4 protein-coding genes are annotated in these 14,106 nt (G+C 68.7%); 2 read left to right on the forward strand and 2 right to left on the reverse strand.

What is annotated here, in order from left to right; translation table 11 throughout:
• The first annotated feature begins 209 nt into the window (after window positions 1-209).
• Complete coding sequence (locus MKW14_RS11005) at window positions 210-11,093, forward strand: LamG-like jellyroll fold domain-containing protein (protein WP_240861666.1); 10,884 nt, start codon at window positions 210-212, stop codon at window positions 11,091-11,093.
• A complete protein-coding gene (locus tag MKW14_RS11010) occupies window positions 11,087-11,623 on the forward strand; it encodes an SMI1/KNR4 family protein (protein WP_240861668.1) in 537 nt (178 codons plus the stop codon). The genes MKW14_RS11005 and MKW14_RS11010 overlap by 7 nt, the downstream gene beginning before the upstream one ends.
• Window positions 11,624-12,424: 801 nt before the next feature.
• Here MKW14_RS11010 and MKW14_RS11015 read toward each other — a convergent pair.
• Together MKW14_RS11015 and MKW14_RS11020 are read right to left on the reverse strand one after the other, a co-directional pair.
• The gene (locus tag MKW14_RS11015; RefSeq protein ID WP_240861670.1) at window positions 12,425-12,856 is read right to left on the reverse strand and encodes a DUF6114 domain-containing protein; all 432 of its coding nucleotides are present in this window, start codon (window positions 12,854-12,856) and stop codon (window positions 12,425-12,427) included.
• Window positions 12,856-13,509: a DUF6230 family protein gene (locus tag MKW14_RS11020; RefSeq protein WP_374116556.1), complete on the reverse strand. Its 654-nt coding sequence runs from the start codon at window positions 13,507-13,509 to the stop codon at window positions 12,856-12,858. Before MKW14_RS11020 ends, MKW14_RS11015 begins: the two co-directional genes overlap by 1 nt.
• Window positions 13,510-14,106: the final 597 nt, after the last annotated feature.

The following is a 14,106-nucleotide window of genomic DNA, read 5'->3' on the forward strand; positions in this document are numbered from 1 at the left end:
TGCCTTGTGGTGTTTCTGTGGCGATGTCCGGAGTTGCATGACTGTTGCAGCGATGTGACCCGCTGGTACAACCCCTCGCTGACAGCCGTCAGTTGACGGACCATTGCGGTGGCGGGGGAATCCACATGGCTCGCTCTTGGGCATCTCATCGGCGTGCACGCCTGTCACCGAGGTCGACGGCGCTGGTCGCGGCCGGTGCCTTGATCGCCGTGCTGGCAGGACAGTCCGCCCAGGCCCTGCCCGCCGATGCCGGCCGGCCGGCGACCCCGCAGCAGCAGGTCGGCACGGCCGCGGGCAAGAAGCACGAGGTGTCCGCCGCCGTGACCGGGAGCAGAGCCCGGTCGAAGATCGGAGCCTTCGGCCCCGGCAAGGTGAAGGGTGCCGTCAAGTCATATCGGCCCCATGGCAGACAGGGTGATCCGGTCAACTCCGGCAGCAGGGTCCACAAGGCCCCGAAGTCCGTCTCGGCCCCGTCGGCGACGAAGCCTCGGGGCTTCGAGGTTTCAACCAGTGTGGAACAACACGGGCTCGACACCGCTACCACGACCGTATACAAGAACGCCGACGGCACCTACACGGCCCAGATCCACACTCACGCCGTCAATTACCGTAGGGCTGACGGGAGCTGGGCGCGTATCACCGGGACCGTGCCGAACGGCGCGAGCACCGCTTCCTACCGCACGAGCCGCCCGGCGCTGATGAGTGCCGGCAACCCGACGGGCCAGGGCAACGCCTCCTCCTCGACCTACGTCGAGTCGGGTGTCACCCAGAACTTCCACGGCAACGGTCAGTTGTACGTCGGCAAGTACCAGAGCCACGACTACAACTCGTTCCTCCAGTTCGGCGGCTTCGGCGCACAGTTCGCCAATGACTACATCGTCAACTCGACACTGTGGCTGGACACCGAGTACTCGGGTCAGGACACGACCGGCACCTGCTCCTCCCAGGCTGTGAACGTCGCCCCGGTCTCCGCCTCCTGGGATCCGGCGAAGATCGACACCTACCCCGGACCCGCGGCCGGAGCGCAGATCGGCACCGCCGGCTTCGCCGCCGGGACCGACTGCTCCAACGGACGTCAGTGGGAGGGCGTCAGCCTCGACACCAAGACGGTGATGAACTGGGCACACGGCTGGACGTCGAACTACGGTCTGCGGCTCAGTGCGGCGTCCACCGCGGCGGCGGCCAAGGAGTTCTACGCCGACGACCCCTACCTGGCCATCGAGTACACGCCCAACGGTGCGGGCGCCTCCTACTCCGAGGTCAGCTACGCGTCGCCGTGGAACAACCAGCCCGGTTGGGGCAAGGTCACCGTGCAGAACCGCGGCACCGCCACCTGGACGCCGACCAACGGCTACAAGCTGTCGTACCAGCTCTACACCGTCTCCGGCACCACCCGCACGCTGCTCACCAGCCCCGCCGCGACGCCGGCCGCGATGCCCTCGACGGTGGCGCCGAACAAGCCCGTCACCGTCACGGCGTCCATACCAGCGCTCACCGCCGGCAAGACCTACCTGATCTGCTGGGACATGTCCTACAACGGGACGCTCTTCTCCACCTACGGGGTCCCGCAGACCTGTTACTCACTGCCGGTGGTGAACAACCCGCCCATCATCGACACGTTCGATCCGGGCAACAACGGCTCGGTGTTCAGCCTCACCCCGACGCTGGCGGTGACGGCCCACGACCCGGACAACTACCCCGGTACCGGCCTCAGTTACTCCTTCAACGTGTACGCCAACGGCTCGACGACCGCCCTGGCGAGTTCCGGCTCGCTCACCACACCGGTGTGGACCGTCCCAGCGGGCAAGCTCGCCTACGGCAAGACGTTCTACTGGACCGCCCAGGTCAGTGACGGCAACGCCGCCTCGCTCTGGTCGGCGCCCGACTACTTCACCATCCCCTCCGCACCCCAGCCACTGGTCACCGCACACCTGGGTGCGTCCCCCTACGACGCCACCGTCAAGGGTGTCGACCCGCAACTGGGCGACTACTCGACGCAGACCACCGACGCGATCGTCCCCGGCCCGGCCGACGGACCCACCCTGAGCGTCCAGCGGACGTACAACAGCCTGGACCCGGGCGTCTTCAAGGCGTTCGGCGCGGGTTGGTCGTCCCTGCTGGACATGCGCGCCACCGAGGACGCCGACGGCACCGGCAACGTCGTGGTCACCCTGGCTGACGGGCGCCAGGAACGGTTCGGCGCCAACGGCGACGGCACGTACACCGCACCGGCAGGCACGTACGCCGTCCTGTCCGCGCCCCCGGCCGCTTACGGCTCCAGTGGCTTCATGCTGACCGAGAGATCGGGCACGCGGTACATCTTCAACAACCAGGTAACCGACCCGGTCACCGGCCAGACATACTGGGCCCTCACGGAGACGGGCAACCGCAACGGCCACGGTGTGGACCTGGAATGGCTGCCGGTCACCCTGACCCTGCCCGACGGAAGCACCCTCAAGACGCAGGAGCCGACCCGGGTCGGCTACCTGCTGAACCAGGACAACGGCTACAACGACGGCGCCGCCAACGAACTGCCCGACCAGACGGTGCTGCTCGACCTCACCTGGGGCGTCCAACAGGTCACCGCCTCCGACGGCACGGTCAAGAACGTGCCGCACGTCACCCAGGTGTCCACCCGCAGGGTCTCCGGCACCGTCAACCCCTGGACGTACGGCTACGACGGCGCGGGCGACCTGAGCTCGGTGTGCCCGCCCGCGTCCAGTTCCACCACCTCCACGGCCTGCACCCAGTACGGCTACACCTCCGGCAGCGGCTCAGGGTCGCACTTCGCCTCGATGGTCCTGGACTCCAACCCCACCGACTACTGGCGGCTCGGCGACGCGGCCGGCTCGACCACCGCCAAGGACGCGGTCGTCGTCCACGAGGGCACCACCGACGCCACCCTGGCCAACGTCACCCTGGCGCAGACCGGCCCACTGGCCGGCACCCCCGCCACCGCCGGTTCCTTCAACGGCACCAGCTCGTACATGACCCTGCCCGACAACCTGCCGGCCAACAGCACCAACCTCGCGGTCGGCATGTGGTTCAGGACCACGCAGGCGGGCGGCACACTGTTCTCGTACCAGAGCGGCAAACCCGGAACCTCCGTCTCCTCCGGCTACGTCCCGTCGATGTACATCGGCACCGACGGCAAGCTGCGCGCCGAGTTCTGGAACGGGCACGCCGCACCGATGACGTCCCCGAACGCTGTCAACGACGGCAAATGGCACTACGCCGTCCTTTCCGGCGCCCGGACCGACCAGACCCTCTTCCTGGACGGCGCCAAGGTCGCCGGCCTCACCGGCAGCACCATCAGCTTCGGGGCCTGGCCCTATACCACCGTCGGCGCCGGCGAACTCGCCGGTTCCTGGCCCTCGGTGCCGTCCGGCAACGCGCTGGGCTGGTTCAACGGCCAGATCGAGGACGTCTCCTTCCTGCAGCACCCGCTCGGCCTGCCCGCCGTCCAACAGGAGTACTCCTCCGCCACCCTCGCCTCCCGCGAACTGACCGGCACCACCCTGCCCTCCGGCAAGACCGCGCTCGCCGTCGGCTACGACGCGCTCACCGACCGCGCGTCGACGGTCACCGACGCCGACGGCGGCAGCTACCAGTTCGCCACCCCCGTCACCACCGGCAGCGACGACTACTACTACGGCACCGTCCGCGGCACCCGGCCCGCCCTCGACTATCCGCTGGCCGAGTCCGCCGGCCTCACCGCCGTCAACCAGTACGGCGTCGACAACACGGCCGGCGGCGCCTCCGACGGCATCTACAACGACGTCATGCTGGGCGAGCCCGGCATCTTCGGCCCCGGTGGGGACTCCGCGGCCGGCTTCAACGGCACCGACTCCTACCTCTCGTTGCCCACCGGCGCCCTCGACGACAGCAGCGGAAACGCGTCCGTCGCCCTCTGGTTCAACACCAAACAGGCAGGCGGCGTCCTCTTCTCGTACCAGAACGGCCAGATAGGAAGCACCCTCAGCGGCAATTACACTCCGGCGCTCTATGTCGGTTCAGACGGCCTGCTGCACGGCCAGTTCTGGGACGGCAGCACCTCGCCCATGGCGTCCAAGGCGGCGGTCAACGACGGCAACTGGCACCTGGTCGTGCTCACCGCGAGCGGCACCACCCAGACCCTCTGGCTCGACGGACAGAGCCAGGCCACCCGCAGCGGCAAGTCCATCGCCGGACAGGTCAAGACCTCGGGCGAGACCACGGTGAGCGTCGGCGCCGGATACGTCGCCGGCTCCTGGCCCAAGCCCCCGAGCAACGCGCTCGGTTACTTCAACGGCGAGATCGGCCAGGTCGGGCTCTACCGGACCGACCTCGGGCAGTCCGCCGTGGAGGCCGCGCTCGGGCTCTACAAGGCCAAGGGCTCGGCGACCACCCTCATGCCGTCCACCACACTCACGGTCACCGATCCGGCGCAGCACACCGAGACGTACGCCTTCGACCCGGCGAACGGCAACCGCACCACCGCCGTCACCGACGCCGACGGCGGCCGAACGACGTTCGCCTACGACTCCCTCGGCTTCCAGGACGCCGTCACCGACCCCGACGGACACTCGACCACCCGTCAGCACGACTCCTACGGCAACGTCCTGGCGACGACCACCTGCCGCCAGAAGGACTCCTGCCAGACCTCCTACTTCAGCTACCACACCAACGCGACCGACCCGCTGGACCCGCTGAACGGCAAGGTCCTCTACGCCGCCGACGCCCGCTCCGGCCCGACCGGCACCGCCAGCCCGGCCTACCGGACGGCCTACACCTACACGCCCTTCGGCGCCCTGGCCTCCGTCACCACACCGCCCACGCCGGACTACCCGAGCGGGCGGACCACCCGCTACTGGTACTACGGCAAGAGCGAGACCTACACCGACAACGTCGGACGCGTGGACACCGAGCCGTTCGGCATGCTTGCCTCGGTCACCGACCCGAGCGGCAAGGTCACCCGCTACCACTACTGCGGCACCTACGCGCTCGGCCAGGTCTGCGGCCAGACGGACCCGTCCGGCCAGACCACTTACTACGGCATCGACACCCTCGGCCACCGCACCTGGAAAGCCGTCAGCTCCGACACGTATCCGGTGACGTTCTCGGGCTCCGGGGCCCCCGTCGGTGGTGTGCAGACCCAGTACACCTACGACGCTCTGGGCCGCACTGCCACCCTGACCGGTCCGGCGACCACCGACGCGGTCAGGGGCGTCACCCACACCCCGAAGACCACCTACACCTACGACGCCGACGGTGACCTCAAGTCGTCCTCGACGGCCGACACCACAGGCCACGACACCACCCGCACCACCGGCTACGACTACGACGACAACGACCGTGTCAAGACGGTGACCGACCCGGCCGGATCGGTGACCCGCTTCACGTACGACTCGTTCGGCCGGAAGAGCACGGAGACGAACGCGGCCGGCACCACCTACCGCTACGACTACTCGCCCACCGGACATCTGCTGACCACCACCCTGCTCGGCTGGACCGGCGATCCGACCGCGCCGTCCGACCAGAAGAACCTGATCGTTCAGTCCCGGGCCTACGACCCCGCCGGACGGCTCGCCTCCGTAACCGACTCCATGGGCCGGAGCACCGCCTACAGCTACTTCGACGACGACCTGCTGCAGTCCCAGACCGACGCCGCCGGCACCGCCGACGCGACGACCACCAAGGCCTACGACTACGACGCCGCCGGCAACTTGACCTGGGAGTGCGACGTCTGGTCCGGCACCGCCTGCCTCAAGCAGACCCAGCACACCGTCGACGCGGCCGGCCGCACGACGCGGACCGTGGTGGACCCCTCAGGCGTCGACCGCGTGGTCGTCGACAGCTTCGACCCGGACGGCAACGTCCTGTCCCGCATTCTCACCGGCGGCGGCCAGACCCGGCAGATCGGGTACTCCTACGACGCAGCCGGCAACCGCACCGCGCAGTCCGTACGCACCGACGCCACCGGCCCGACCGGCTACTGGCCGCTGGACGAGGGCGCGGTGAGCGCCGCCGACTCCTCGGGGAACGGTTTCACCGGCACCCCGGGCACCGGGGCTTCCTGGGGGCCGCCGGGCAGCGGTTACACGTCCTTCAACGGCACCTCCGGTGCGATCCTGACCAGCGGCACGCCCGTGGTGGACACCACCAGGGGCTTCACCGTCTCGGCGTGGGCGTACTTGAGCGCGACCAGCACCACGAAGGACTTCACCGTCGTCAGCCAGCAGGGCGCCCAGAACAGCGCTTTCCAGCTCCAGTACAACCACACCACCAAATCCTGGGCGTTCGTCCGCGCGAGCAACGACACCGCCTCGGCCACCACCTACGTCGCCAGCGACCCCACCCCGGCGACGGCCGGCACATGGACCCAGCTGGTCGGCGTGTACGACGCCCTCGGTGCAATGAGCCTCTACGTCAACGGCGTCGAGGTCAGTGGCAACTGCCTCAACTGCACACTGGTCTCCGACCCCACGCCGATGGCCAGTACCACGGGCGTGGCGATCGGCCGGGGCAAGGCGGCGGGCGCCTCCGTCAACTGGTTCACCGGCCGGATCCGCGACGTGCAGCTGTACGGCCGCGAACTCGACGACGCGGAGATCAGCCAGCTGTACAAGTCGTCCACCACCGCGGGTGAGTCCCCGGTGTCACTCGGCGCGGCGGGCTGGTGGAAGCTGGACGACGGCGAGAACCCGACCGCAGGGGACCACTCCGGGGCCGGGAACGCCGGCACGCTCAACGCGTCGACGAGCTGGTCACCGGAGAACGGCGGCTCCGCCGTCTTCGCGGGCGCGGGGCAGATCACCACCGGCGGACCGGTGCTGGACACCACCAGGTCCTTCTCGGTGTCCGCCTGGGCGAAGATCACCACCACCCCCAGCGGTACCTGGCAGACCGTGCTGGCCCAACAAGGCGCCCAGGCGGCGGGATTCTCCCTCGACTACAACCCGACCGCCGGCCGATGGGCCTTCGACCGCGCCACCACCGACGTCGCGTCACCGACCCTCGCGGGCGCCACCTCCACCGCGGCCCCCACCCTGAACACGTGGACCCACCTGGTCGGTACGTACGACGCGAACAGCGGCAAGATGACGCTGTACGTCAACGGCACCGCCCAGAACACCGCGACGGACACCACTCCCATCGCCGGCTCCGGACCGCTCGTCATCGGCCGCGGATACACGGCGGGAGCAGCCGGGCAGTACTTCAACGGCTCGGTCAGCAAGGTCCAGACGTACAACCGCGTCCTGTCCGCCGCCGAGGTCTCCGCCCTCCGCACCTCGGGCGGTACCGCGGGCTCCGCGCCGCTGACCACCACCTGGACCTACGACCAGCGGGGTCTGCCGCTGACGATGACCGACCCGCGCGGCAACGCCGCCGGCGCGACGGCGGCCGCCTACACCACCACCTACGCCTACGACGAAGACGGCCGGCTCACCAGCACGACCTCACCGCCGGTCAGCACCGAGTCCGGCGGCGGCGCCGCCCAGCAGACCGTGGCCGTCGCCGAGTCGGGTTACGACACCTTCGGCGAACAGGTCGAGTCCGACGACGCCGACGGGAACATCGTCACCACCACCTACGACCTCGACGGCCGCGTCCAGGCCGTCTCCCAGCCCGCGTACACCCCGCCGGACGGCTCCGGCACGGTCACCCCGACCACCTCCTACACGTACGACGCCCTCGGCGCCGTGCACACCGAGACCGACCCGCTGAACCACACGGCGTCATACGTCTACGACCAGCTCGGCGACCGGGTCCAGCAGACCCTGCCGGGCGGCCAGGTCACGCACGTCGGCTACGACACCGACGGCGAGGTCCTGAACACCACCGACCCCACCGGCGCCCGCACCGAGTCCACCTACGACGGGCTCGGCCGCCGGGCCACGAGCACCCAGGTGGAGCGCGCGCCCACCCCGGCCGCGTACACCACCCACTACGGCTACGACGGTCTGGGGGACCTGAACTCGATCGAGGACCCGCTGGGCAACACCGCGACCGCGACCTACGACGCTCTCGGCGAGACCAGCACCGTCACGGACCCGTTGGGGAACACCACCGCGTACTCCTACGACGTCTCCGGGCAACTCGTCAGGACCACGGCCGCCGACTCCACAGCGGCCACACTGAGCTACGACCAGGCGGAGCGCCTCGTCGCCACGGCTCAGCTCGACGCGGACGGCACGACCCTCAGCTCCACCTCGTACGGCTACGACGCGGCGGGCAACCAGACCTCGGCCACCGATGCCCGGCAGCACACGACCACCGCCACCTTCGACGCGCTCGACCGAACCGTCAGCCAGACCCAGCCGGTGGACGCGAACTCCTCGATCACGACCTCCTTCGGCTATGACGCCGCGGGCAACGAGACCCGTTACACCGACGCCGACAAGAACGTCACCTACTACACCTACAACCCGCTGGGCCTGCAGGAGACCAGCGTCGCCCCCAGCGTCACCGGCCTGACCTCTGCCGCCGACCGCACCACGGCCTTCTCCTACGACGCCGACGGCCACCAGCACGTCATTTCCCGCCCCGGCGGGGTCACGCTCACCGAGTCCTACGACGACAACGGTCTGCTGACCGCCGAGTCCGGCAGCGGCGCCGAAGCGGCCACCGCGACCCGTGCCTTCCGCTACGACGACGACGGCCGCCTCACCTCCCTCTCCGCGCCGACCGGCAACGACACCTTCACCTACGACGACCGCGGTCTCCTCCTCACCATGGGCGGCCCCGGCGGCAGCGCGACCTACGCCTACGACGCGAACGGTGAGATCGCCACTCGTACCGACGCCACCGGCAACGCCACCTTCGGCTACGACGCCGACGGGCGCGTCAACAGTGAGACCGACCCGCTAACCGGCACCACGGCGACGCTGGACTACACCAAGCTCGGCCAACCGAAAACCGTCAGCTACGGCAAGAACGGCGCGACCCGCGGTTACGACTACAACGGGCTCCACCAACTCACCACCGACGTCCTGAAGACCCCCTCCGGGACCGTCGAGGCGTCCGCCGCGTACACGTACAACGCGGACGGCCAGATGGCCACCCGGACCACCACCGGCACGGCGGGCTCCGGCACCAGCACCTTCGACTACGACTACGCGGGACGCCTGAAGTCGGCCACCACCGGCTCCGCGACGACCAGTTACGGCTACGACGCCAACGGAAACCGCACCAGCGCCGGTTCCGACACCGCCACCTACAACGCCCGAAACGAGCTCACGTCCGTAACCAGGGGATCGGCCACCACCACCTACGGCTACACCGCGCGCGGCACGACGTCGAGCATCACCTCCGGTGGGTCCACCACCACGTACACCTCCGACGCCTTCGACGAGCTGACCGGCACCAGCGCGGGCGGCAGCTACTCCTACGACGGACTCGGCCGGCTCGCCACGGCCACCTCCGGCGGCAAGAACGCCACCTTCTCCTACGCCGACGGCACGAACAACGCCGTCTCCGACGGTGCCCAGGACTTCGCCCGGGACCCGGCTGGCGCTCTGCTCGCGGTCAGCGCGCCCGACGGCACGGGCGCCGGCCTCGCCCTGACGGACAGCCACGGCGACGTCACCGGCACCTTCACCGCCACCGGCACGGCCCTCACCGGCTCCACCGCCTACGACGCCTACGGCGCGCCCACTGCCACCAGCGGCAGCCGGACCGACCTCGGCTACCAGTCCGGCTGGACCGACCCGGGGACGGGTTACGTCAACGCGGCCGCCCGCTGGTACAACCCGGCCAACGGCGACTTCACCAGCGCCGACACGGTGACCAACCCGTCCACCCCGGCCGTCAACGCCAACCCGTACGCCTACGGCAACGACGACCCGCTCGACGCCACCGACACCTCCGGCCACGACGCCTGCACCAGTGACGACATCAAGGCCCAAGAGGAGGCCTACGAGGCCCAGCAGGCCTGGCTGAAGCAGTGGCAGGCGGGCGCCTGGGGCCGGATGGAGAAGTACTCCCAGGACCAGCACGCGGCGTGGGAGCGGGAGAACGCCCGCGAGCAGGCCCGCAACGAGGCCGACGAACGGGCGCTGCAGCAGCAGATCTCCGACGAGGAACGGCAGTTCCAGAACGAGTTCGACGACGCGATGAACTGGCAGCCGTCGGGACACTCGGGCGGCCACGGTTCCGGCTCCGACTCGGGCTCGTACAGCGTCTCGTACGGCAATTCCTACGGCGTGTACGGCTCGTCCGGCGGCAGCTACTCGTCCCTCTACTACGGCGTCGCCCTAGGCGGCGGAGCCCTGACCTACGGCTATGGAGCCACCCGGGCGGCGAGCATGGGCGCGGCCGAGGACTCGGTCGGCGAGCTCATCGTGGAAGAACTCAGCTCGATGAGTGCTGAGGAAGTCCTGGAGGCCGCCGCCCTGGCGCTGGCCGCCTCGGCCGCCGACGACTGCGGCGCCCACGGCATCCCCACCCGCCCCAAGAACCAGAACCTCGGCGGCGTCAACACCACCCCCGTCCTCGGGGTGACCCCGGACGAGGACCCGGCAGCGGCGTCGGGGCATCTGGCGACCAGTTCGTCTGCGGCCGTGGACACGAGCGTCGCGACGGCCACGAACGGCTCAACCGGCAACGGCACCTCGACCGACGAGGACGACCAGTGTGGCACCCTCTCGCGTGACATCCGCTATCAGTACCAGGACCTGGACGAGGAGAACCGGGCACAAGGGGCTACCGCGTTGATCTGTCCCTCGGATCTGAAACCCAGCGGCAGTAAACGCGACAGCATCGCCTCAGTCCCCGTGGCTGGATTCCCTGACGGACCCTCGAACAGTCTCGGGCCCGGTAAATCGATATACAACAAGACCCACATCATCGGCGACCAGTTCAACGGGGCGCCGAAGGCTGAGAACCTGTTCACCGGATTCGACCGTATGAACAAGAGCGGCATGCGGCGCTGCGAGAAGAAGATGGAGGCGCAACTCAAGCAGGGAAACTGGGTTCAGTACTCCGGGCAGCTGGAGTACGCCAACGACACCGATCCCATACCCACCGGGATACGAATGACGGCCAGCACCAAGGCCGGACCGCTGTTCGACGTGACAGTGGAGAACAACTCAAGCTGGCAGGACACATGCTGAACGTTTCGGACCTCGAAAACACGATCCAGGGGCTGAGGGTGCTGCGCCCGGCCTCGGCCCGCCGGGTCGACTGGACCGCTCTCGAACGTTCACTGGGCGTCGGCCTTCCCACGGACTTCAAGGAGTTCGCCGAGGCCTACCCCGCGGTCGAGATCGACGAGTTCCTCCGGGTCTGGAGTCCAACGCCCGGACGGGAGGAGGAGTTCATCGAAGTAGTGCAGTACTGCTTGGAAATGCTTCGTGACCTGCAGGAGGCCGGCGACACCGAGCACTACGCAGCCTATCCGGAGCCTGAAGGGCTGCTTCCTTGGGGGGAGTCACTCGAAGGCGACGTCTTCTACTGGCGTACGACGGGCCCGGACCCGGAGCGGTGGCCCGTGGTCGCGAGTGGCCGCAATGGAGCCTGGTGGGAGTGCGCGGGGGGCATGCTCGCGTTTCTGGTCGGCGTGGTCGACGGAACTGGCGAGAGATCCGAGCTGCCTGACGGCGTACTCGGGCCGAACGCCTCCGTGCTCCTGCTCGACACATGAAGTCGCGCGGGCGGCGCGCTCGGCTCACGGAGTTTGAACCCGGCAGCGTTCAGGTCGGAGTTTTCTGCTCACAGGCCCCAGGCTCGTACGTAATGCAGTGACGTTCCTCATCGCGGATCATGCTGACTCTATGCCGTCAGGAACTTCCTGCTGGGCCCGGACGAGACCCGGTTCAACGAGTCAGCCCCCGCAGGCTTTGGTGAGCGGACGCGCGGAGGCGGCGCGATGACGAGTGCCGTCTGACGGTCATGGCGACCGCCACCTCAGGTGTCGGCCGCCGCTTTAGCGCCGCATCAGCCAACGTCCGCCTCGTTGGGTGCCTGACAGACAGGTCCTGTGCCTCCCCCGGGGCCCCATCCCGGGGAGGGGGGACCACTGGTGCGGCTGTGCGGGGATGTGGGATGCCGGAAGCGGAAGCCTCCCCGCTGCCGCGCGGTCACCCGTATCGTTCGGGGATGGGTGACAGGCTGACAAGTATCGAAGTCCCTGACGTGGTCGGGATGACGGGGCGAGAGGCGCACGCCCTCTGCCGTGGGCTGGGGCTGTTCCTGGGCTACTACAACATGGATCGGCAACTGCCACAGAGCATGGTCATCGCCCATCAAGAGCCCTCACCCGGCACCATGGCAGCACCAGCCACGGCCATCAGGATCTGGACGACGTGGGATCCGCTGCCGGGGACCGGGGCTCAGTAGCCGGGGTGGGCGTTTGTCGGATGCGGCACTAGCCGCAGGACACGAGCCCCGTACCCGTCGCCATCAGACGGACAGACATGGCACGGGGTCCGGTCGCTCCGCGGTCCTACAGCTGTACGGCCTCCGCCGAGGCCTTCGCTTCCTTCCTGCGTTTGCGCCTGCTGACCCGCGGCTCCTGGTCCGGCAGCCAGCCGAAGGCCATGCAGCTGCCGACGGCGCCGAGGGCGAGGCCGACGAAGAAGCCGCCCAGGTTGGAGGTGAGCCAGGTGCCCAGGGAGCACAGGATGCCGATGATCGAGTAGAAGAGCCGCTGGGACGGGCTGAACAGGGTCAGCAGTCCGCACAGCACCATCACCGTCGGCAGCAGATAGCCGGCCAGGCCCTGCATGCCGACGTGCATGATGACCTTCATCGAGGCCTTCTCGGTGAGCAGGATCCACCCACCGCCCAGGGTCAGCAACAGCCCGCCCCAGAACGGCCGACGGGCCCGCCATCCGCGGAAGGCGGGCCGCCACCCCTGTTGTGGAGTGTCCGACATCAGCAACCCGAGTCGCTGAAGCTGAGTTTCAGGCCCGGAAGCTTGAACACGCCAGCGGTGGTCGCGTAGTTGGTCTGCCGCAGGTTGTCGATGTGCACGGTGTCGGACTGCTGGCCGAAGACACCCGCCGGTCCCTTGACGCCGGCCTTGTTGAGCTGGTTCGCGTCGTTGCCGATCTCGATGTTGGTGAACGACGCGTCGCCCGACAGCTGCGTCGAGTCGGTCGTCAGATCGGTCGCCTGCACCTTTGACGAGCCGCTGCCCGCCTTGATCAGCAGGTTGGTGCCGCCCAGGTCGACGCTCTGGCACAGACTGTCCAGCGTCGCGTTCTTGATGGCAGAGGTGACGACCAGCACCTGACCGCCGGTGTCACCGGCGTTCGGGCTGCCGTCGGGCATGTTGTCGAGGGCCCCGAACTGCTCGAAGCCTGTGCCGTCCAGTGACTTCGCGGTAACCGTGAAGGGCATGCCGGAGATGAAGAACGACACGCCCAGAGCACCCTGGGCGGTGAGGATCGCGAGGCCGGCGAGGGCTCCGACGGCGGGGACCGCCATCACCGCGGCGCGGCGCAGCCGGACCCGCCCGCGTCTTGCGGGGTCGGGCGAGGAACCGCTTTCCGGGTTCCCTGGTGTGAGGTCGGCGGACGAGGCCATTTCTGCTCCCATGTGCATAGTCAGTGCGGGTTGGGCATCAGCGGCGCGTTGTCCTGGCGCGGACAGCGGCTGCGAGCGCACGCCTCCTCCCAACTCCCGGACGGATGGAAGGGCTTTCTCGTACTCCGCAGTAGCCAACCCGGAAGTTACCCGTGGTTACTTTGGGGGGTCAAGGGAGTTGTGAAAAAAGGATGTTGATTGTGCACCGCGTGTGTCCCGCTGCTGGCTGGGACTTTGCCTGGGTGTCTCGCGTCGGCTGCGGGATTCCTTGAATGATCGTCAACTCGCTTGTGTGTGCTTGACGTTGACTGACCATCAGGTCTACAACTCTCCCTGGCTTCCCCCGGATCCGTGGCGCCGGATCCAGCTACGCGGCACCGTCCGCGTTTCCCGGACCTCAGTTGTCCATCACGGGCGCAGCGCCGCCCGGCACGAACCCTCCACGGCCCGGCACGGGCACTTCCCCCCTGCTCCATGCCGGGCCGCATCTTCCGTCCGGCCCGGCCGCCGGCCCTCCCCACGGGTCTTCGGCCGGTCCCGGCCGGTCGTCGTTGCCGGTCCGTGACGTACGGAGAAGGCGTCACGGACCGGCAACGA

Source organism: Streptomyces gilvus, from assembly GCF_022513565.1.
Taxonomy (GTDB): Bacteria; Actinomycetota; Actinomycetes; order Streptomycetales; family Streptomycetaceae; genus Streptomyces; species Streptomyces gilvus.

Coding starts and splice junctions, on each gene's coding strand:
- MKW14_RS11010 (WP_240861668.1), top strand. CDS start 11,087: ATGCTGAACGTTTCGGACCTCGAAAACACGATCCAGGGGCTGAGGGTG.
- MKW14_RS11015 (WP_240861670.1), bottom strand. CDS start 12,856: ATGTCGGACACTCCACAACAGGGGTGGCGGCCCGCCTTCCGCGGATGG.
- MKW14_RS11020 (WP_374116556.1), bottom strand. CDS start 13,509: ATGGCCTCGTCCGCCGACCTCACACCAGGGAACCCGGAAAGCGGTTCC.